Origin of the sequence: Virgifigura deserti (genome assembly GCA_003576685.1) — a bacterium.
GTDB lineage: Bacteria > Pseudomonadota > Alphaproteobacteria > Dongiales > Dongiaceae > Virgifigura > Virgifigura deserti.
In genome coordinates this window covers 1-21,121 of the sequence record QOZR01000013.1, presented here as the reverse complement: position 1 = coordinate 21,121, position 21,121 = coordinate 1, and the positions used below count along the sequence as shown (strand labels likewise).

17 protein-coding genes are annotated in these 21,121 nt (G+C 66.9%); 7 read left to right on the top strand and 10 right to left on the bottom strand.

What is annotated here, in order from left to right:
* Positions 1 to 135 precede the first annotated feature (135 nt).
* From DT069_RS20060 to DT069_RS20050, 3 genes are all read right to left on the bottom strand, one after another.
* Positions 136 to 3,600, bottom strand: a complete 3,465-nt coding sequence (locus tag DT069_RS20060; protein WP_119462111.1) for a chromosome segregation SMC family protein — start codon at positions 3,598 to 3,600, stop codon at positions 136 to 138.
* Between the two features lie 33 nt (positions 3,601 to 3,633).
* Positions 3,634 to 4,380, bottom strand: coding sequence for a DsbA family protein (locus DT069_RS20055; RefSeq protein WP_425450416.1), 747 nt, complete (start codon positions 4,378 to 4,380; stop codon positions 3,634 to 3,636).
* 236 nt (positions 4,381 to 4,616) lie between these two features.
* A complete protein-coding gene (locus DT069_RS20050) occupies positions 4,617 to 5,153 on the bottom strand; it encodes a DUF721 domain-containing protein (RefSeq protein ID WP_425450415.1) in 537 nt (178 codons plus the stop codon).
* A 103-nt stretch (positions 5,154 to 5,256) separates the two neighbouring features.
* On the opposite strand from DT069_RS20050, the gene mutY reads away from it, so the two are divergent.
* The 3 genes from mutY to DT069_RS25075 all read left to right on the top strand — a co-directional run bounded on the left by mutY (position 5,257) and on the right by DT069_RS25075 (position 8,313).
* Positions 5,257 to 6,327: an A/G-specific adenine glycosylase gene (gene mutY, locus DT069_RS20045; protein ID WP_119462244.1), complete on the top strand. Its 1,071-nt coding sequence runs from the start codon at positions 5,257 to 5,259 to the stop codon at positions 6,325 to 6,327.
* 186 nt (positions 6,328 to 6,513) lie between these two features.
* On the top strand, positions 6,514 to 7,176 hold the full coding sequence (locus DT069_RS20040) for a hypothetical protein (RefSeq protein WP_425450414.1): 663 nt from the start codon (positions 6,514 to 6,516) through the stop codon (positions 7,174 to 7,176).
* Between the two features lie 372 nt (positions 7,177 to 7,548).
* Entirely contained in the window at positions 7,549 to 8,313 is a 765-nt protein-coding gene (locus DT069_RS25075) for a PEP-CTERM sorting domain-containing protein (RefSeq protein WP_425450413.1), read from the top strand.
* Positions 8,314 to 8,367: 54 nt separating this feature from the next.
* On the opposite strand, the gene DT069_RS20030 is transcribed toward DT069_RS25075, so the two are convergent.
* The 5 genes from DT069_RS20030 to moaB all read right to left on the bottom strand — a co-directional run bounded on the left by DT069_RS20030 (position 8,368) and on the right by moaB (position 13,488).
* On the bottom strand, positions 8,368 to 9,480 hold the full coding sequence (locus DT069_RS20030) for a site-specific DNA-methyltransferase (protein ID WP_119462241.1): 1,113 nt from the start codon (positions 9,478 to 9,480) through the stop codon (positions 8,368 to 8,370).
* A gap of 32 nt (positions 9,481 to 9,512) precedes the next feature.
* On the bottom strand, positions 9,513 to 10,160 hold the full coding sequence (locus tag DT069_RS20025; RefSeq protein ID WP_162913318.1) for a ribonuclease HII: 648 nt from the start codon (positions 10,158 to 10,160) through the stop codon (positions 9,513 to 9,515).
* The gene (locus DT069_RS20020; RefSeq protein ID WP_119462109.1) at positions 10,153 to 11,586 is read right to left on the bottom strand and encodes a cation:proton antiporter; all 1,434 of its coding nucleotides are present in this window, start codon (positions 11,584 to 11,586) and stop codon (positions 10,153 to 10,155) included. The genes DT069_RS20025 and DT069_RS20020 overlap by 8 nt, the downstream gene beginning before the upstream one ends.
* 129 nt (positions 11,587 to 11,715) lie before the next feature.
* Positions 11,716 to 12,837 (bottom strand): PA0069 family radical SAM protein, encoded by a 1,122-nt coding sequence (locus DT069_RS20015; RefSeq protein ID WP_119462108.1) that lies wholly within the window; start codon positions 12,835 to 12,837, stop codon positions 11,716 to 11,718.
* A 105-nt stretch (positions 12,838 to 12,942) separates the two neighbouring features.
* On the bottom strand, positions 12,943 to 13,488 hold the full coding sequence (gene moaB / locus DT069_RS20010) for a molybdenum cofactor biosynthesis protein B (RefSeq protein WP_119462107.1): 546 nt from the start codon (positions 13,486 to 13,488) through the stop codon (positions 12,943 to 12,945).
* A gap of 102 nt (positions 13,489 to 13,590) precedes the next feature.
* Here moaB and DT069_RS20005 point away from each other — a divergent pair, with 102 nt between their 5' ends.
* A complete protein-coding gene (locus DT069_RS20005; RefSeq protein WP_119462106.1) occupies positions 13,591 to 13,986 on the top strand; it encodes a cupin domain-containing protein in 396 nt (131 codons plus the stop codon).
* A 24-nt stretch (positions 13,987 to 14,010) separates the two neighbouring features.
* Here the strand turns inward: DT069_RS20005 and DT069_RS20000 are convergent, their stop codons facing one another.
* Positions 14,011 to 15,576: a lytic transglycosylase domain-containing protein gene (locus tag DT069_RS20000; RefSeq protein WP_162913317.1), complete on the bottom strand. Its 1,566-nt coding sequence runs from the start codon at positions 15,574 to 15,576 to the stop codon at positions 14,011 to 14,013.
* A 182-nt stretch (positions 15,577 to 15,758) separates the two neighbouring features.
* Complete coding sequence (locus DT069_RS19995; RefSeq protein ID WP_119462240.1) at positions 15,759 to 16,610, bottom strand: uracil-DNA glycosylase; 852 nt, start codon at positions 16,608 to 16,610, stop codon at positions 15,759 to 15,761.
* A 113-nt stretch (positions 16,611 to 16,723) separates the two neighbouring features.
* On the opposite strand from DT069_RS19995, the gene DT069_RS19990 reads away from it, so the two are divergent.
* The 3 genes from DT069_RS19990 to DT069_RS19980 all read left to right on the top strand — a co-directional run.
* On the top strand, positions 16,724 to 18,370 hold the full coding sequence (locus tag DT069_RS19990; RefSeq protein WP_119462239.1) for an electron transfer flavoprotein-ubiquinone oxidoreductase: 1,647 nt from the start codon (positions 16,724 to 16,726) through the stop codon (positions 18,368 to 18,370).
* Between the two features lie 226 nt (positions 18,371 to 18,596).
* Positions 18,597 to 20,342 (top strand): tetratricopeptide repeat protein, encoded by a 1,746-nt coding sequence (locus DT069_RS19985; protein WP_162913316.1) that lies wholly within the window; start codon positions 18,597 to 18,599, stop codon positions 20,340 to 20,342.
* Between the two features lie 11 nt (positions 20,343 to 20,353).
* A partial coding sequence (locus DT069_RS19980) for a 4-(cytidine 5'-diphospho)-2-C-methyl-D-erythritol kinase (RefSeq protein ID WP_119462238.1) occupies positions 20,354 to 21,121 on the top strand: 768 nt, incomplete at its 3' end.

The window sequence follows — 21,121 nt, the reverse complement described above, 5'->3', positions numbered from 1 at the left end:
GGCGCGCAAAAGACAGGTCGGTCACGTCACGTCCGCGGCGCAAGCGGCGCGCACCATAAGGTGTGGTGAATACCCTGTCAAGGTTCAAAGGGTGCCCGCCAACTGACTGAAAGAACAACCATTTTCACATCCCGTTCAGGCGCTTGCACGGATCTGTATGGCGCCTTGCAAGTCGACGGAAACCAATTGCGAGACGCCGCGTTCGCCCATCGTCACGCCGAACAGACGATCGACGCGCGCCATGGTCATCCGGTGGTGGGTGATGACGAGGAAGCGCGTCGCGGTGCTGTGGGCGAGCTGCTCGACCAGACTGCAGAAGCGATCGACATTGGCGTCGTCGAGCGGCGCATCGACCTCGTCGAGCACGCAAATCGGCGCGGGGTTGGTCTGGAATACGGCGAAGAGCAGGGAGAGCGCCGTCAGCGCCTGCTCGCCGCCGGACAGGAGCGACATCACCTGTAGCCGCTTGCCGGGCGGGCTGGCCATGATCTCGAGCCCCGCTTCCAGCGGGTCCTCGGCCTCGGTCAGCTTGAGATGCGCGCGACCGCCGCCGAACAGATGCATGAAGAGCTGCTCGAAATGGCCGTTCACCAGCTCGAACGCGGCGAGCAGCCGCTCCCGGCCCTCGCGGTTCAGGCTGGCGATGCCCTGCCGCAGGCGGCTGATCGCCGCGATCAGGTCGGATCGCTCCGACTGCAGGCCGGTGATCTGCTGCTCGAGCTCGGCGGCTTCGGTTTCGGCCCGCAGATTGACCGGGCCGATCGCATCGCGCTCGCGCAGCAGGCGCTGCAAGCGGGTTTCGGCTGCCTGCCGGTCCGGAAGAGTGGCGTCGGCGGCGAGTTCGGCGATCGCGGCGACCTCATCGGGCGCGCAGTCGAGCCGCTCGCGGATCCGCTCGGTCAGAATGCTGGTCGTTTGGCTGGCCTGGGCCACCGCCGCCTCGGCGCGCACGCGGTCTTCCCGTGCCTCGGCCAGCCGCGCCTCTTCCTGCCTGAGCCGGCGGTCGGCCTCGGTCAGCCGCGTCTCCGCTTCGGCGAGGCGATCGGCCGCGTCCCGCCGCTTCGCCTTGGCGGCTTCGATATGCTCGACCAAAGCCCGGCGCTGTTCGGAGATCTCGTCCGGCCGGCCGGCGAGGCGTTGCAGGTCCTCATCCAGCTCGGCCCGCCTTGTCGCGAAAACCTCGAGTTGGCGCATTGCCGCCGCCGCTCGTTCCGCCCATGAGCTCCGCTCCTGCGCGATCGCGTCCAGGCGACGGCGGCGCATTTCGGCTTCGCGCCGGAGGCGGTCGTCGGCGCTACGGCATTCGATGAGCTCCGCGCGCCTCTCCGCAAGCTGCGGCCGGAGAAGGGCGACGCGCGCTTGCGCGGCGGCGAGATCGGGCAGCGATGCCTGATCCTCCCGCGCGGTAGCGCTGTCATCCTCCGCTTCCGCCAAGTCGGCGGCCACGCTCGCCGCCGTCTCGTCGAGGGCCGTCAGGCGAGAATTGGCCGCGGCGGCGGCGCGCTCCGCCCCTGCGAAGGCCTCGCGCGCCTTGTTGGCGCCGCCGTAGGCCGCCTGCACCGCCTGGCGCGCGGCCTGCTCGCGGTCCGCCGCCGTGGCGGCGGCCGAGCGGACCTCGGCGAAGCGAGCCTCTTCTTCGGCATGCGCGGCGCTTGCCATCTCCAGCTCGCCGCGCAGTTCCTGCAGCCGGTTGCGCTGCTGCATCCGCGTGACGGCCGCGGTCGGCGTGCCGGCGACGACGGTATAGCCGTCCCATCGCCACATCGCCCCGTCGGCGGTGACGAGGCGCTGACCTTGGGCAAGTGTCGAAGCGAGCGCCCGTCCGGCTGCTTCGTCGGGGACAAGGCCGATCTGGCTCAGCCGCCGCGCCAGCGCGGCGGAGCCCCGGACATGCCGGGACAAGGGTTCGGCGCCCGCGGGCAAAGCGGGCGCCGAGGAATCCTCCGGCGGGACCAGCCAATGGACGGGCGCGCCGGCATCGGTCGAGGCGGTCAAATCGTCGCCCAGCGCCGCGCCGAGCGCGGCTTCATATCCCGGCGCCACGCTCAGCGAATCGATCAGCGGCGGCCAAAGATCCGAGTCGGTCGCCGCGAATAGCGCGGCCAGCGCCTCGACCTCCGCGGTCAGCTTCTGGCGCGCCGTCTGCGCGGTCTGCAGGCTATCGCGGGCGGTCGCCTCGGCGGCGGCGGCGGACTGCCGCATCTCCTCCGCCGCGCTTGCCTCTGCCTGGGCGCGTTCCAATTCGGCCTCCGCCGTATCCAGCGCGTCGCGAGCGAGGGCGAGCGTCGAATCGTCCTGGGCCGCGGCTTCGAGCCGGCTGCGTTCCTCGGCGATCTCCGCGCTGCGCTGGCGCAGCCGCATCAGGCGGTTCTCCAGATCGGCGATCCGCCGCGCCAGCGCCGTTTGACGCGCCTCGCCGGTCGCCACCTCCTGGGTCAGCTCGGTCAGCTCGCCTTCGCAGGCCTCGACGGCGGCCTGCGCCGCGGCGACCGCCTCGACGGCCTCTTCCGCCGCCGACTTCTCGCGCATCGCCGCTTCGGTCAGGTCCTCCTGCTCGCTCTCCAACCGCGCCTGCGCTGCCGCGGCGTCCGCGGCCAAGGCGGTTTCGCGGCGGATGTCGTCGTCGATCTGGGCGAGCCGGCGGCTCGCCTCCGCGCGGGCGGCCTCGACGCGCGCTTCCTCCTGATCGAGCCCCTCGCGGGCGAGGTTGAGGCGCTGCAGCTCCGCGGCGGCTTCCGCCTCCGTGCGGCGCAGTTCGGGCAGCGCCACTGCCGCCTCGCCTTGCTCGGTCGCGGCGGCCGCGGCGGTCGCGGTCAAGGCCGTCACCTGCGCTTCCGCCGCGGTGAGCGCCGTCGCCGTCGTCTCCGTCGCCGCTGCCGCCTCGAGCCATTGCAGGTGCAGCAGCACGGCCTCGGCGCGCCGGACATGATCGTTGATGTTGCGATAGCGGGTTGCCTGGCGCGCCTGCTTCTTCAAGGCCTGAAGCTGGCTCTCCAGCGTGACGATCACATCGTCCAGCCGGGCGAGGTTCGCCTCCGCCGCGCGCAGCCGCAGCTCGGCCTCATGCCGGCGCGAATGCAGGCCGGTGATCCCGGCCGCCTCTTCGAGCAGCGACCGCCGGTCCGTCGGCTTGGCATTGATGATGGCGCCGACCCGGCCCTGGCTGACCAGGGCCGTCGAGTGCGCGCCGGTCGCCGCATCGGCGAACAGCAACTGCACGTCGCGCGCCCGCGCCTCGCGGCCGTTCACCCGATAGACCGATCCGCTGCCCCGCTCGATCCGCCGTTCGATCTCCAGCTCGTCGAAATCGTTGAACTGGGCGGGGACCTTGCGCGCCGCATTATCGAGCGTCAGCACCACGTCGGCGACGTTGCGCGGCGGCCGGTTCGAATTGCCGCCGAAGATCACGTCGTCCATCTCGCTGCCGCGCATCCGCTTGGCGGAAGTCTCGCCCATCACCCAGCGCAGGGCCTCGACCAGGTTCGACTTGCCGCAGCCGTTGGGGCCGACGATTCCGGTGATTCCGGGCTCGATCAGCAGCTCGGTCTGCTCGACGAAGGACTTGAAGCCGGTAAGCCGGAGTTTTGTGAACTGGACCAATCGCTGCTCCGCCGCGTCGCTCGCAACCCGCCGTCAGGAATCCGGCAGCAGATCCTTGAGGATCTCGTCGAACTGCTCGAACGACAGGGCGCCGGCATGTGTCGTCCCGTCGACGATGAAGCTCGGGGTCGAACGGATGTCGAATTCGCTCTGGGCGGCCTGCAGGCCGGTCAGGATGTTCTCGACCATTGCCTCGTTCGCCATACAGCGGTCGAATTCCTCCTGGCTCATTCCCCCGAGCCGGGCGATCTGTGACAACGCCGCCATCGGATCCTCGGCGGTCGCCCAATCGCGCTGGGTGCGGAACAGCACGTCCAGCATGCTGAAATAGCGGTTTTCCGGCATGCAACGCGCCAGCATGCTGGCGCGCAGCGCCCGCTGGTCGAGCGGGAAATCCCGGAAGACGAGGCGGACCTGCCCCTTGTCGATATATTCGGACTTCAGCTTCGGCAGCGTCTCGCTATGGAAGCTCGCGCAGTGGGGGCAGGTGAGCGAGGCGTATTCGATGATCGTGACCGGCGCATCGGCTTCGCCAAGGACCCGGTCATCGGGCTGCACCGCCGCCTGGTCCGTATCCTGGGCAAGCTGCACCGTGGCCGGCGCCGTCGATGCGGTGGCCTCGGTCACGGTCGCGGGTGGCGTTTCGGTTGTGGTTACGTCGGAACTCGCAACTGCCGAGATTGGCGATTCCGGCTCCTCGTTGCCGCCGAAGGTCTGCCAGCCGCCGACCGCGACACCCAGCACCACCACCACGGCTGCGCCTGCCCAGAAATTGCGCACCCTTGCCTCCGATCCGCACGTCACCGTGCGCCTGAATGTTCCACTCGCGCGGCAACGGCAAGGCGCCGTGCGCCGCCCCCAATACCCGATCGCAGCACGCTCGTGGATCGGGTCCTTGATTGACTTCCGGCAGATCGACTTTCGATGAAAGCCGATGCTGGCCGGCTATTTCGCAGGATTCGCGGCCTCGCGCAATCCTTATTAACGATCCCCGGCGGCGATCCTCGGGCTCGATCTCAGCGCCGGCGCGGCGCCTTGCCGTCGCGCCGGACCGCCCGGCCGAGACCGGCCAGTGCTTCGCGCAGGCGCTCGTCGGCGATCGTCGCGACATCACGCGCGATCTCGGCTTCCTCGACGGGCTCGAGCGGCGGCGGGTCTGCCCGTGCGTTGGGCGGTATCGGCAAGGGTCCCTGCTGGATCTTCAGCCGGCCGACAGCGCGATATCCGAAATAGCCGTTCAGGCGCTCGAGGATCAGGGGCTCGAGATGCTGCAGCTCGAGGGCGAGCGAGCCGCCGACGCGGACCGTCAGCGTCGCTTCCCGCCGCTGACCGGGCGGGAAGGCGAGCTTGACGGGCGCGCTGCGGGCCGCGAGCGTCGGGCCGACGATTGCCGGCCAGTCCGTGATGATCCCGTTCTCCGCGAAGCCGCGCTGGCCGAGAGCCGATCGCGCGACTTTGGGCAGCATCGCCGCGAGCGATCGCAGGCTCCCGCGCCGCTCGGTCGTCTCGCGCTCCGGCTTCGGTCGCACCGCCTTGCCCCCGGGTTTGCTCATCACCTTGCCCATTGGCCCAGTCTGGCCCATTTATTGGCCGGTCCATTTATTGGAATGCCGCCTCGGCATCTTCACGCAACAGCGACTCGCTCCGCAAGACATCATGCAGCCCCGCCATAGTTTCGACGCGGTGGATCTTCCGCATCGCCTGCTGACCTGGTACGACCGCCATGCGCGCATCTTGCCGTGGCGGGCGCGACCGGGCGAGCCGGCGGACCCCTATCGGGTCTGGCTCAGCGAAATTATGCTGCAGCAGACGACGGTGGTGGCCGTCGCCCCGTACTATCAGGAGTTTCTGCGCCGCTGGCCGACGGTACAGGCTCTCGCCGCGAGCGATCTCGACGCCGTTCTGCACGCTTGGCAGGGCCTTGGCTATTATGCCCGGGCGCGCAACCTCCATCGATGCGCGCAGGTCGTCACGCAGGATTATGGCGGCCGCTTTCCGAGCGACGAGGCGGAGTTGTGCCGGCTGCCCGGCGTCGGCGCCTATACCGCGGCGGCGATCGCGGCGATCGCCTTCGGGCGGCGCGCGACGGTCGTCGACGGCAATGTCGAACGGGTGATCGCGCGGCTGTTCGCGGTGACGACGCCGCTGCCCGCGGCGAAGGCGGAACTCCGGCGGCTGGCCGAAAGCCTCACGCCGGGGGACCGCTCCGGAGACTACGCCCAGGCGATCATGGATCTCGGCGCCACGGTCTGCGTTCCGCGCAAGCCGAAATGCCTGCTCTGCCCCTGGGCCGAGGCCTGTGCCGCCCGGGCAGCCGGAACGGCGGAGGCGCTGCCCGCCAAGGCGCCTAAGGCGAAGAAGCCGACGCGCCACGGCGTCGCCTTCTGGGCGGTGAACGAAGCGGGCGCGGTTCTGCTGCGCCGCCGGCCGGAAACCGGGCTGCTCGGCGGCATGATAGAAGTTCCGTCGACGGACTGGCGCTCGGCGCCCTGGACAGTCGAGGAAGCGACGGCGCTGGCTCCCGTCCCCGCAAGCTGGGTGCCGCTCGCCGGGCGCGTGCGGCACGCCTTCACGCACTTCAATCTCGAATTGACTCTGTTGGCCGGGCGAGTTGCCGAAGCCGAAGATGATGGTGCGGGTCTCTGGTGTCCGATCGATCGCCTTTCCGAACACGCCCTGCCGACGGTCATGAAGAAGATCGCCCGGCACGCGCTGGGTAAGTCCTAGCGAAAGGAATTTATCGAGGCTCGTCGATCTGCGGCCGAACGCCCGCAGGTTTGTTCTGCCCGCCATGCGTCGAAAGATGCCGCCAAGGGTGAATCATCGGTGAACGATTCGTGATCGCTGCGATTGGGTCGATCCCTCGGTTTGTGTGTCCATGTTCTTATCGTCATCGGATGAAAGGAGAAAGACATGTGTGGACAGGCTGAGAGGCAGAAATTCGACCGTCGCTCGTTTCTGGTGGCTGGCATTGCTGCCGGTGCGACGACCGGTGCACTCGTCACGCCTGCGGCAGCCCAGACAGCCGCGCCGGGCGGGCAGCCGGATGAAGCCACCGTCAATCAGATCATCCAGGATTGGCCCGAGAGCGCGACCGAGGCCGCCAAAGCGATGATCGAAAAATACGGGCAGCCCCAGGAGGCGACCCCCAGCCGGTTGATCTGGTTCGACAACGGGCCGTGGCTGCGCACGACCGTCTACAAGGAGGAGATCCCGCACGATTTCCCGATGCCGCACAAGGACGTGCTCGAGCAGGTCGTTCCCTACGGCGTCGCTCCCGATATGTTCGACGAGTTGGCCAATTACGATGGCAGCGTCATCGTGGAACGCACCAAGGGCGAAATAATGGCGCGCTGCGACAAGGAGGCCGCCAATCTCCTCGCGATCAATCTCGCCAATGATATCCTTCAGGGCAACAAGAGCGTGGAGGAGGCCCGGCAGGCCTACGCCGATGCGATGCAGGCGATGATGCAGGGCAACCCGCCGGAGAATACCCAAAAGCTGGTCTTCGACGTGCCACGCGATTACGCCGGCGATCCGGGCGAAGCCATCATGGATGTCGCCGAGCAACAATGACCGAGGCGCAGTTGGTCGATCGTGGAGCCCCGCCCTACGCGCGGGTTTTTTTTGCCCCACAAGGGCAGTCCGCCGACGGCGGTATAGGGGTGTCGCGGGCCTCACCGCCGCCGGACGAACATACCTCTGCCCATGGTCGATTTCTGGGCAGAGTGCGTTCGGATCGGGAGAGCTGCGGGCGAAGGTAGCCAAGCATTGGCGGCCGGCCTTCAGCCGATCCGTCTCCCCTCTACGAACAGGTCGCCGGCTCGGATGCACCTATGTGGTTTCTTTTTTCAGATCGGCTGAAAGCGACCGGCCGCTGGAACATTCTTTTGCCCCGCATGTTGTTCCTGACGGTGTTGCGCCAACTCGCATCAGGGAGAAAGCCTCATGCGACTATTCGCGATATTGGCTGTCGGCGTTCTTGCGGCAGCCCCATCCTTGGCCTTGGCCGCCCCGATACAATTCACCGCTCCGATGGTCAACATCAACCCCGAGTCACAAACCGGGGTGCCGAACCCGGCCAGCGGCACCGTGGATTTGACGCTGGATTTGGACAACCGCACGTTGACGACGCACTTCCAGCTCAGCGGTCTCGAGATTGGTCAGGATCACCCGCGTCACATTCACGGCAATGTCGATGCGAACCTTCAGCCGCTTGAATCGACCATTCCGACGCTGGCCCAGGACGTTGACAACGATAACTTCATCGAGTTTCTGGAGGGGGCTCAGACCTATGGGCCGGTCATCCTTGATCTGGGTGCGTTCCGGGCCGAGGCCGACGGCACCTACGACGCGGTCGAGGTGTTCGACCTCCACGATTCGAGTCTCTACGGGACGGTCGATCCGCTGGACCCGACCAGCCAGCAATTCGACATAACCGCTCTCCTGGGAGACAGTCTCGATCCATCGGCGTTGGAACTGCGCCACCTGGTGGTACATGGGCTGACATTGCCGGAGGGCGCCGGCGTCCCCAATCCGGATTTCCCGATCAACGAGGCCGACGGCACTGCCGGCTACAAGGCGGTTCTGCCGGTTCTGAACGGCGACATCGTTCAGGTAACCGAGGTGCCGGAGCCCGGGACCATGGCCATGCTCGGGGCTGGTCTCTTCGGCCTCGGCTTCATTGCAAGGCGCCGGGGCAAGACGGCGTAAACCGGGCGATCGGCAGCCTCGACGGCGGGTCCGAGGGTGGGGCCCACCTTATTTTTACGCAAGCTCAGCGCGCAGCTTCTGCCGCAGCAGGTCGATCGGGCGGAGCTCGCCAGCCTCCTCCTTGCACCAGAACTGCCAGCCGTTGCAGGCCGGCGCGCCCTGGACCTGGGCGCCGACCTGATGGATCGAGCCGCGGAATTCCGCGGTCATCAGCGTGCCGTCGGCGCGGACCCGGGCGGTCCAGCGGCGGTTCGGGCTGATGAGGATATCTCCGGGAGCGAGCAGGCCCCGCTCGACCAGCCAGCCGAAGGGAATGCGCGGCTCCTCGCGCTTCGAGCGCGAGCCGATCAGTTCCGGATCGACGATTGCCGAGGTCGCGGCCAGCCGCGCCTGCGCCGCCGCGATATAGTCCGGATCGCGTTCGATGCCCAGATAGTGCCGGCCGAGCCGCTTGGCGACGACGCCGGTCGTTCCGGTGCCGAAAAAGGGGTCGAGCACCAGATCGCCGGGCCGGGTCGCCGCCAGGATCACCCGATGCAGGAGCGCTTCCGGCTTCTGCGTCGGATGCACCTTGCGGCCGTCTTCGTCCTTCAGCCGCTCGCCGCCATTGCAGATCGGCAGCAGCCAGTCGCTGCGCATCTGCAGCTCGTCGTTCAGCGCCTTCATCGCCGCGTAGTTGAAGGTGTAGCGCGCCTCGCGGCCTTTGGCGCACCAGATCAGCGTCTCATGCGCGTTGGTGAAGCGACGGCCGCGGAAGTTGGGCATCGGGTTGGTCTTCCGCCAGATCACGTCGTTGAGGATCCAGAACCCCAGATCCTGAAGCCGTGCGCCGACGCGGAAGATGTTGTGATAGCTGCCGATCACCCAGAGGGTGCCGTCATCCTTCAGGATGCGGCGGGCGGCGCCGAGCCAATCCGAGGTGAAGCGGTCATAGGTCGCGAGATCGTCGAACTTGTCCCAGGCCTGATCCACCCCATCGACGCGGCTGTTGTTCGGCCGGCGCAGATCGCCCTCGAGCTGCAGGTTGTAGGGCGGGTCGGCGAAGATCATGTCGACAGACTTTTCCGGCAGGCCGTTCATCACGGCGGTGCAGTCGCCGACGAGAATCTCGTCGGCCGCGGGGCCGGAAGCAGGCTGGTCGGGGGAGGGTTCCGCCTGGCTGGTCATGGCCTGCACCATGAGTCAGGACGATTCGGCCGTCAAGAGTCTTGCGAATCAGGCCCTTGGCGCTGGCGACTGAGACATTGCCTGACGGGCAGGAACGAGCGGCGGTGCTCCGGCGTGGCGCCGAGCCGTTCCAGCGCCGCCCGGTGCTCGGCCGTGCCATAGCCGGCATTGCGCTCCCAGCCATAGCCCGGATGGGTCTGGGCGAGATCCGCCATGATCCGGTCTCGCGTCACCTTGGCGATGATCGAGGCGGCGGCGATGGAGAGGCTGAGCTGGTCCCCCTTGACCACCGTGCGCGCGGGGCAGCGCAGGTCCGGCGCCTGGTTCCCATCCACCAGCGCGACGTCCGGCGATACGGGGAGGCTCTCCACCGCTCGCCGCATGGCGAGAAGGCTGGCGGCCAGGATGTTCAGCCCGTCGATCTCCTCGACGCTGGCCGCGCCGATGCCGAGCTGCGCGTGCTCCTGGAGCCGCAGGAACAGCTCGCGGCGTGCGACGGGGCGAAGCGCCTTGGAATCGTCGATCCGCAGCGCGAGGTCCATCGGCAGCCGGGTTGCATCGAGGATCACCGCGCAGGCCACCACCGGACCGGCCAGCGGCCCGCGGCCGACCTCGTCGATCCCGGCGACGAGCCGGCCATCGATGCAACCGGCGGCGTGTTCGAAGGTGAAGTCAGGCACGCGCCGCTTCCCGTCCATTGTCCGATCTAGGATCCCGCGCCTCTTCGGCGGGCGGCTCGCTCCGCCCTTCGCTATGCTCCGCAGCGGTGTCTTGTACCCGCTCTTGCCCCTGGGCGTCGAGCCGTTCTGCGCGCAGCCGGCGCGCGCGGCGGCCGACGGCCCGCGCCGCTGCAACGGCGCCGCGTCCCATCCGGCCGGAAAACTGGACGAAGGCGCGGGTCTCGTCGCCATAGAGCAGCCGCAGGATCTCGCGGCTCGAGGTGATGCCGAGCAGCGTCATCCGGTGAAGGCGCCGCGCGCTCTCGAGCCAGAACGGGCTGATCATCAGCGACAGCACGGTCACGGCGACGATGAGACTGTGATTGTAGGAATCGATCAGGCCGTTCCCCAGGCCGATGGCAGCCAGCAGGAACGAGAACTCGCCGAGCTGCGCCAGCAGAACGCCGGCGAGAAAGGCGCGGGCCCAAGGCTCGCCGAGCAGCCGCAGCGTTCCGACATTGAAGACTGTCTTCACCACCGTCACCATCAGCAGCAGGACCAGGACTTCGCCCAGATTGTCGCGCAGGAAGCCGAGGTCAAGCAGCAGGCCGATCGACAGGAAGAAGATCATCAGCAGCACGCTCTGGATCGGCGCCGTGCTGCGGATCATCACCGGCCGCGCCGTGCTGTTGCCCAGCACAAGACCGCCGATGAACGCGCCATAGGCCGGCGACAGGCCGAGGAGGCCGGTGATCGACGCCGCGCCGAAGCAGAAGACCAAGCCCACCAGGGGCGTCAGGTCGGCGCTGCCGCGCACGACCGAGGCGAAAGGCAGCGCCACCCGCCGGCGCCGGCTGAGATAAAGAATCAGCAGCGCGAGAAAGCCGATCGACAGCGCGACCTTGGCCAGGGCGGCCCAGCCGAATCCGGCGCCGGCCATGCTGCCGACGACGATCATCATCGGCACCACGGCGAGATCCTGGGCGATCAGGATGCCGAGCGTGATCTGCCCGGTCTGCGTGCGCAGCTCGCCGATATCCTGCAGCATCTTGATGGTGACGGCCGTGCTGCTGAGGGCGACCACGAAGCCGAGAAGGATCGCCAGCTCCACCGACCAGCCGAGCACCCGCGACACCGCCAGCATTACCAGCACGCCGCCGCCGATCTGCATCAGGGTCGCGAGCAGCGCCACCCGCCAGATCGCCTTGAAGCTGCGCAGAGACAGCTCCATGCCGACCAGAAACAGCAGCATCAGCACGCCCAACTCGGCGAGCAGTTGAACATGGTCGCGATTCTCGACGAAGCCGAGCGCAGAGGGCCCAAGCAGGATGCCCGCCAGGATGTAGCCGACGACTGCCGGCTGTTTCAGGCGGGTCATGACCATGCCGCAAACCAGCGCCGCGAGGGCGACGATCGCGAGGCCGGTCAACGATTCATGGCCATGCATGGTGGCACCCTAGCATAAGAGCGCGACGGCGCATCCGCGGATCGCCGCAGTCAGGCGTTCTCCGCGCCATTCTCCAGGACAATTCTTGATCGATTGTTATTGCCGAAGATTCGATTGGTCCGGTCGGATCTACAGCAATCTGAACTGCTCTCCAGCCGGGGGCGGCGGGCGGAACTGCGAGCAATCGAGCCGGTAGGACCGCTTATTGAGGCCGAGGCGGCGGCAGGCGAGACGGAAGCGTTGGCGTAGCAGCGCGGCATAGGGGCCGTCGCCGGCGAACCGGCTGCCGAAATCGGGATCGTTGAGCCGGCCGCCGCGCATCTGCCGGACCAGGCTCATCACATGCTTCGCCTTGCCGGGCGCATGGGCTTCGAGCCATTCCGCGAATAGATCCTTGATCTCGAGCGGCAGGCGCAGCAGCACATAGGCGGCGCTGGTCGCGCCCGCCGTCTCGGCGGTCTGAAGGATCGCCTCCAGCTCGGAATCGTTCAGCGCCGGGATCATCGGCGCCGCCATCACGCCCGTGGGGATGCCGGCCGCGGCGAGAGTGCCGATGGTGGCGAGCCGCCGGCCGGGCGTCGCGGCCCGCGGCTCCATCCGCCGGGCGAGCTCGCGATCCAGCGTCGTGACTGAGATGCAGACCTGGGCCAAGCCCTTGGCCGCCATCGGCGCCAGGATGTCGATGTCCCGTGTCACCAGCGTTGACTTGGTGACGATCGCGACGGGATGGTTGAAGGCGGCCAGCACCTCGAGAACGCGGCGGGTGATGCGATGCTCGCGCTCGATCGGCTGGTAGGGATCGGTGTTGGTGCCGAGCGCCATCACGTCGCATCGATAGCTTTTGGCGCTCAGCTCCTTGGCCAGCAGCTCGGGCGCATCGAACTTCGCTACCAGCCGCGTCTCGAAATCGAGGCCCGGGGAGAAGCCCAGGAAGGCATGTGTCGGGCGGGCGAAGCAGTAGACGCAGCCATGCTCGCAGCCGCGATAGGGGTTGATCGACCGGTCGAACGGAATGTCAGGTGAGCGGTTGCGGGCGATCACCGTCCGGCTCGCATCCGGCATGACCGTCGTGCGCAGCGGCGGCAGATCGTCGTCGCTCTCGTCGATGCGCCAGCCGTCGTCGCTTGCCTCGCGCGCTGCCGCCTCGAACCGGCCGCTCCGGTTGCTGACGGCGCCGCGCCCTTTCAGCGGCTGGTCCGGCAACCGGTCGTCGGGAATCGAATCCGGCGGTTCGGTATCGGTAACGCCCATCCAGAAATGCTATTCGCAAATCTAGAACAAATCAAGAACATACGATGCAATGCTTCGCTGCGGGCCTGTATTGATGGAAGGTCGGTCGCCGGCAGCAAGAATGCCTTATCCGCCCGTGGTCAGATGCTCCTTCAGCCTCGGCATCAGCTCCACGAGGTTGCAGGGGCGGTGCCGGCTGTCGAGCTGCCAGCGCAGGATCTCGTCCCAGCCGTCGCGGCAGGCGCCGGGCGAGCCGGGCAGGGCGAAGAGGTAGGTGCCTTCGGCGACGCCGCCGGTCGCCCGGGACTGGATCGTCGAGGTCTTGACCTTCCCATAGCTGATCATCCGGAACAGCTCGCCGAAGCCCTCGATCTCCTTTTCATAGACCGTCTTGAAAGCCTCCGGCGTCACGTCCCGGCCGGTGAGCCCGGTGCCGCCGGTCGAGATCACCACGTCGATCGCGGGATCGGCGATCCAGGCGCGCAGCTGATTCACGATCGCTTCAATCTCGTCGCGGACGATGGTGCGCGCCGCAACTCTGTGGCCGTCGCGCTCGATCATCTCGACCAGGGTCCGGCCGGATTTATCGTCGACCTCGCTGCGCGTGTCCGAGACGGTCAGGACGGCGATACTGACCGGGAGAAAGGGTTGGGATTCGTCGATACGTGCCATGACCTGCCACCGATCCGGGATGTTGAAGATCTTGGGCGGACTCTAAGCGCTGTTAACAGGAGCGGAAAGCCATAGTTCGATGGCGATCGCAAGGGAGGAAACATGACGACATCCGAGAAGCCCGCCTTCGACCTCTCCGGCACTTATGTGGATCTCAAGGATGGAGGCGTCACGACCCCGATCGAACTGACGGCCGATTTTTGGGCCGAGCTCGAGTCCGGCGCCCTCCGCGTCGGTGGGCGGCTTATGGGGGCTTTTCCTTTGACCGGGGACATGACGCATTGGGAGATGCATCCGGCCGGCGACGAGCTCCTCTATCTTCTGTCGGGTGCGGCCGACATCCTCCTGGAGGAGATGGGGGGCGAGCGGCGTATCGCGCTGCGGGCGAAAGAGGCCTGCATCGTGCCGAAGGGGGTATGGCATCGGATCATCGTCCGCACCCCGGGCGAGCTGATGTTCGTCACCGCCGGCGAGGGGACGCAGCACCGCCCGCTCTAATGTCGCGTGCGATGCCGGCGAGCGTCACCTTATTCTGGCCGTCTCCAAATCCTGCGGATGATACACCGGCCACCCTCCGGCGACGATGGCGTCGAGCGACGGTGCCCGCTGGTCCATGCGTTCGCGATAGATCCACAGGTTGGTCAGCACCCGCTCGATGAACAGGCGCGTTTCGCGCACCGGGATGGTTTCGATGAACAGCAGCGGATCGTCCTCATAGCTGAACCGCCCGCGCCACTTGGCAAGGTTGCCCGGGCCGGCGTTATAGGCGGCGGCGAGCAGCAGAAGGTCGCCGCCGATATCCGCGTCGGTGAGCAGATAATCGACATATTTCTGCGCAAGCGTCAGGTTGAGCGCGGGGTCGCGCAGGGCCAGGCGGTTCATCCCGGTGAAGTCGGCCCCGTTGCCGGCGATATAGCCCGCCGTCTGCGGCATCAGCTGCATCAGGCCCATCGCGCCGGCCGGACTCTCCGCATCCGGATTGAAGGCCGATTCCTGACGCATCAGCGCATAGAGCAGCGCACGGTCGACGATGAAACCGCCCTCGGGCCGCCAAGCCGGCAGGGGATAGAGCGCCGCGTCGAGCGGCTTGCCCTCCCGCAGTTTGACGACCGCCCCCAGCCGCAAGGCGAGGGCAGGCATCTCCGCTGCCTGCGAGATGGCGAACAGGGCATCGGCCAGCTCCGGCCCGGCCCGGGTCTGCAGAATCCGCAATTCGCGCTCGGCCCTGTCCCTCTGGTCGATCTGAAGCAGCGCCAGCGCGCGCTGCCCGGCGCGTGTGCCGAGCAGGGCCCGGGCTTCCGCCTGAACCAGCGGCCGAACCTCCCAATCCAAGGCCGAGTCCATGCCCAGCGACCGGCGGGCGATCTGGCCGTAGAAGGTTCTCGGATGCTCGGCCGCCATCGCCAGCCAGCGACTGACCTGCTCCGGCTGGCGCGCCCTAAGATGGCTGCGCGCGGCCCAGAACGCGCCGGCCGCTTGGTTCCAAGGCGATCTTTCCTCGGCGAGAGCCACCTTCTCGAAGTGGCGCGCTGCCGCGGCGATCTCGCCGCGGCGCCAGGCGTCGAGCCCGGCCTGCCAATGCGGACTCTCCGGCTCGACGGCCTTGTCGGGCGTTCCGGTCGCGGGAATCGAGACCGTCGGTTCCGCAGGCGGCGTGCCGCCGATCGGCATCCGCTTGACGGCGAGCCGGTAGATCGCGGGCGCGTCCGAATGGTCGGCATAGGCCGCCAGCCAGTCGCGCAACTCCCGATAGCTCGAGCGGTAAGCCGTCGGATGGAGATAGCGCTGCGCGAGCACATGGCCGAGCAGGCGGAGGTCGGTCAAGCTGCCGATCAGGGCGTCCGCGGCGCGCCAATCGCCCTCGCGCTGCAGTCGGAAGATGTCGCGATACCGATCCGCGTCGATGGCGGTGAGCGGCTTCGGAAATTCGGCGATTCCGGCTTTGCCTTCTCCCACCGCCGCACCCGGCGGCAGTGCCGCGGTCCGTGCCGAGTCCTTCGATGATTGTGACCAAGCGGACGGCACGGCCAGCAGGACTCCGGCCGCCACCATCACAAGAAAAAAACAAATCCGCTGCTTTCCGCTCATGCGGAAAGCCATTAATCTTTTATTAATACCCATCGGCCGACTTCTATAACAAGCCGACTGTTGGGGCAAGAAATTTGGGTATTAAGTACTAAGCGTCAGACACGAAGAAGAAGCTTATAATTTTCCTGTATTCAGCGGCGACCTCGGGGAATGCTGTCTGGATTCGCTCTCTGACGCGCAAGTTACGTTTGCGCATCCAGGCCATCGATCTTTTCGCGAATGGCCAGGAGATCCCGCCAAGCCATGCGTTTCTGGCTCGCCTGACGCAGAAGAAAGGCCGGATGATAGGTCGGGATCGTCGGGATCGGATGGGGCATGCCGGGGGACTGATACTGAAACCATCGGCCGCGCAGCTTCATGATGCCCTCCTTGCGGGCGAGAAGCGCGCTCGTCGGCGTGCCGCCGACCAGGACCAGGATCTCCGGCGATACCAGCTCGATATGCCGCTCGATGAAGGGAAGGCAGGCGGATAGTTCCGCGGCAGTCGGCTTCCGGTTTCCCGGCGGACGCCAATAGACCACGTTGGTGATGTAGACGCTCTGGCGGTCGAGCTGGATGCAGGCCAGCATCCGGTCGAGAAGCTGCCCGCTGACGCCGACGAACGGCCGGCCCAGGCGATCCTCGTCGGCGCCTGGCGCCTCGCCGACAAGCATGATTCGCGCTTCCGGATTGCCGTCACCGAAGACGGTGTTGGTCGCAGTTTCCTTCAGCGCGCATCCCTTGAAGGCGTTCAACGCCTTTTCCAGTTCATCCAGCGTGCGTGCCGATGCCGCGAGACCGCGCCCGTCATCGGCCTCAGCGGGCGCTGTGCGCCGGGCGGCTTCCGGGGCTGTCACAACCGCCGGCCGGGGCGCGGCAGGCGCCGCCCGCGACTCAGGCGGCGGAGGCTGTGGGGAGGTCGGCACGGCCGCGATCGCGTAGCGGTTAATCGCCACTTCGCCGATCGCCTCGTCGGCACCGGCGTCGACCTGCCAGCGCAACAGGTCGCGAAAAGTGTCTGAACTACGCTGAAACGAGTCGCTGTCGGAGGACATCGACATAACCTGCCACGGCCATTATCTGACTTACAACGACGTGCGCGCCCATGTTACACGGCCGTGCGGCCAGTGTCGTGAACTGTAGTGTAGTTTAGTCGATGGAGATCGATATGCAACGCGAGGCCATGGAATATGACGTGGTGATCGTCGGCGCGGGGCCGGCCGGCCTCGCCGCGGCGATTCGCCTGAAGCAGCTCAGCCTCGAGCAGGAGCATGAGCTGTCCGTCTGTATCGTCGAGAAGGGGTCGGAGGTCGGCGCCCACATCCTGTCTGGCGCGGTGGTCGAGCCGCGCGCCTTGAACGAGCTGATTCCCGATTGGAAGGAGAAAGGCGCGCCGCTCAACACGCCGGCGGCCGACGACCAGTTCCTATTCCTGACCGCGACGCGGGCGATTCGCCTGCCCACCCCGCCGCAGATGCACAATTCCGGCAATTATATCGTCAGCCTCGGCAATCTGTGCCGGTGGCTGGCCGGCCAAGCCGAGGAGCTGGGCGTCGAGATTTATCCGGGTTTCGCCGCGGCCGAGGTCCTCTATGACGAGAGCGGCCGGGTCAAGGGCGTGGCGACCGGTGATATGGGCATCGGCAAGGATGGCCAGCAGACGGACAACTATCAGCCTGGCGTCGAGCTTCACGGCCGGCTGACCTTCTTCGCCGAAGGCGCTCGCGGCTCGCTCACCAAGGGCCTCGTTGAGCGGTTCTCCTTACGCGACGGCGCCGATCCGCAGACCTATGGCATCGGCATCAAGGAGCTGTGGGAGGTCGATCCGGCCAAGCACCAGCAGGGCAAGGTGGTGCACACCGTCGGCTGGCCACTCGATCGGTCGACCTATGGCGGCTCGTTCCTCTATCACCTCGAGAACAACCAGGTGGCGGTCGGTTTCGTCATCGGGCTCGACTACAGCAACCCGCATCTCAGCCCGTTCGACGAGATGCAGCGCTTCAAGACGCATCCGGCGATCCGCCCGATCTTCGAGGGCGGGCGGCGCGTCGCCTATGGCGCGCGCGCCCTCAACGAGGGCGGCTTCCAGTCGATCCCGAAGCTGACGGTGCCTGGCGGCGTCCTGGTCGGCTGCGCCGCCGGTTTCCTGAACGTGCCGAAGATCAAGGGTACGCATACCGCGATGAAATCCGCGATGGTTGCGGCGGAAGCGGCGTTCGATGCGCTGCGCCAAGCTGAGCCGGCGGGGGAGGCGGTGGGCGAGCTGACCACCTATCCGGAGCGGTTGAAGCAGAGCTGGCTGTGGGACGAACTCGCCAAGGTCCGCAATATCCGGCCGTCCTTCCAGCGCGGCCTGTGGGGCGGGCTTGCCTATTCGGCGGTCGACACCTACCTGCTGCGTGGACGGGCGCCCTGGACCTTCCATCACCATGCCGACAACACGACGCTCAGGAAGGCCAGCGCCGCGCCGCGCATCGACTATCCGAAGCCGGACGGCAAGGTCACCTTCGATCGGCTGTCCTCGGTCTTCCTCTCCGGCACGAACCATGAGGAGAACCAGCCGAGCCACCTGACGCTGAAGGATCCGGCGGTTCCGATCACCGTCAACCTTGCGCTCTATGACGCGCCGGAGCAGCGTTATTGCCCGGCCGGCGTCTATGAAATCGTGCGCGACGCGGCCGGAGACAATCCGCGCCTGCAGATTAACGCCCAGAACTGCGTGCACTGTAAGACCTGCGACATCAAGGATCCGCAGCAGAACATCAACTGGGTCGTTCCCGAGGGCGGCGGAGGGCCGAACTATCCGAACATGTAGCCCCACCCAAGGCTTCTCACTAGATTCTCACCAGGCGCCCTCGGGGGGCTTTCGAGGGGTGGCGGAGTCGCCGATCGTTCGTTAAGGTTTGGCATTCGTTAAGCTGCCATGCGTTAAGCTGTGGACGTATTGGGTTTTCGAGCGGCAGAATGAGGCAGATCCGGCCGGCCCCCCGACATACCCGTGGCGGCCGGTCCGAAATCGGCCGCTTCCGAAGGAGTTTCATGTGAGAAGAATCCTGAAGAGCCGATCTCTGCCTTTGCTGCTGAGCCGCGGCATGCTTGCGGGATTGCTGCTGTTGCCCGCCTGTGCGGCGAGCGGGGGCGCGACCACCGAGACCGGCGCCGCAACTGCCGCCCTGCCGATGGGCACATCGACATTCGGCCAATATCTGGCCGGCCGCCATGCCCAAAACGAGCGCGATCTCGATTCGGCCGCCGACTTCATGGCCCTCGTGTTGGCGGACGATCCGCAGAATCTGGAGTTGCTGCAGAACACCTATCTGCTGATGGCCAGCGAAGGCCGCATGGCCGAAGCGGCGGAACTCGCCCGTCGGCTGGAGGCGCGCAATGCCGACATTTCAACGGCGGGATTGTCCGTCGTTCTGGCGGAGGTTTCAGCCGGCAATCTGGAGGCGGCGAAGGTACAGCTTGCGGAGATGCCGTCCGACGGCCTCAGCAAGTTCATCACGCCGATCCTGCAGGCTTGGCTTGCGCTCGAACTCGAGGGCATCGATCCCGCGCTCGCCATCTTGGCCCCGTTGAGCGAGGTGGACGGCTTCACGCCGGTCTATCACCTACATGCCGGTCTGCTGAACGAACGCGCCGGTCGGTTGGCCGACGCGGAGAAGAGCTATCGGGCGGCGATCGACGATGCGGTGCAACCGTCGTTCCGGCTGGTCGAGCTTCTGGGAAGCTTCTATCAGCAGCACGGCCGTTCGGATGAGGCGCGGACCCTCTATCGGGAATACGCCGCGCAGAATCTGGGAACGGTGCTGATCGAGCCGCTGCTGCGGTCGCTCGAGTCCGACACGCCGCCGCCCCCGGTCGTGGCGACGTTGCGCGAGGGGTTTGCCGAGGCGCTGTTCGACCTCGCGACGGTACTCTATCAGGAGAACGCGAGCGACCTGGCGCTGATCTATACCCGCATGGCGCTCGACATGCGTCCGCAGCTTCCGATCGCGCAGATGCTGCTGGGCGACATTCTTATCGGGCAGGAGCGGATCGCCGATGCGGTCGAGGCCTACCGGGACATTCCGCGGAGTTCGCCGCTGCACTGGCAGGCGCGCCTCAATATTGCCGAGTGCCTCGATATGCTCGGCGAGACGGAGGAGGCCATCGCAACGCTCCGGGCAATGTCGGAGGAGCGGCCGGATCGACAGGACGCGCCGCTGCGGCTGGGCAATCTGCTTCGCAGCAAGGAGCGCTTTGCCGAGGCCGCGGAAGCCTATGACGTCGCCGTGGACCGGATCGCCAAGCTTGAGCCGCAGCATTGGTCGACATTGTATTTTCGCGGCATCGCGCGCGAGCGCAGCGACCAGTGGCCGCTTGCCGAGGCCGATTTCCTGAAGGCGCTCGAGCTGGAGCCCGAGCATCCCTATGTAATGAATTATCTCGCCTATTCCTGGGTCGAGAAGGGCCAGAACTATGACCGCGCGCTGGACATGCTGCGTCGCGCGGTCGACCTGCGGCCGCAGGACGGCTACATCGTCGACAGCCTCGGCTGGGTGCTTTACCGCCTCGGCGACTATGGCAAGGCGGTGAAATATCTGGAGCGGGCGGTCGAGCTGAACCCGACGGACCCGGTGATCAACGATCATCTCGGCGACGCCTATTGGAAGGTCGGGCGGCGGAATGAGGCCCGCTTCCAATGGACGCGGGCGCTGAATTTCGAGCCCGAGGCGGAGCAGATTCCGCATATCGAGTCGAAGATCGAGCGCGGACTCGCCAGCACGCACGCCTCCGGTAGTTGATTTGGGCGCCGATGGAGGTTGACAGCGGGGCGACCTCGGCTCGGCGAACCGTCCGTGTCGACGCCCCCGCCAAGGTCAATCTCTATCTGCATCTTCTCGGCCGCCGTGCCGACGGTCTGCATCGGCTCGACAGCCTGATCGTTTTCGCGGGCGTGGGCGACAGCGTGACGGTGGAGGCGGCGCCCGACCTCACGCTCGCGGTGGACGGGCCGTTCGCCGACCGCCTGCCGTCCGATGACGACAACCTCGTCCTGCGCGCGGCCCGTTTCCTGGCTGAGGCCTTCGGATCGGATAATCGGACTGGTGCGACGATCCGCCTGACGAAGCGGTTGCCGGTCGCGGCCGGCGTCGGCGGCGGCTCCGCCGATGCGGCCGCCACGCTGCTCGCGCTGATGCGGCTTTGGAAGATCAGGCCGGGCGAGAAGCAGCTCGATCGGATCGCGTTGATGCTCGGTGCCGACCTGCCCGTCTGCCTCGCCGGATCGCCCTGCTTCGTCGGCGGAATCGGCGAAGAATTAGCACCTGTGCCGCCGTTGCCGCCGGCTCATCTCGTCCTCGTGAATCCCGGCGTGCCACTGCCGACCGCCGCGGTCTTCCAGGCGCGATCGGGCCCCTTCTCGGAGGCCGCGCGCTTTGCCGAGGCACCGGCCGATGCCGCCGCGCTCGCCGCGCTGCTTGCCGCGCGCGGCAACGACCTGACCGTTGCGGCCTGCGGCCTCGCGCCGGCTGTCGCCGCGATGCTGGCGGCGCTGGATGCCACGCCCGGCTGCCTGCTCGCG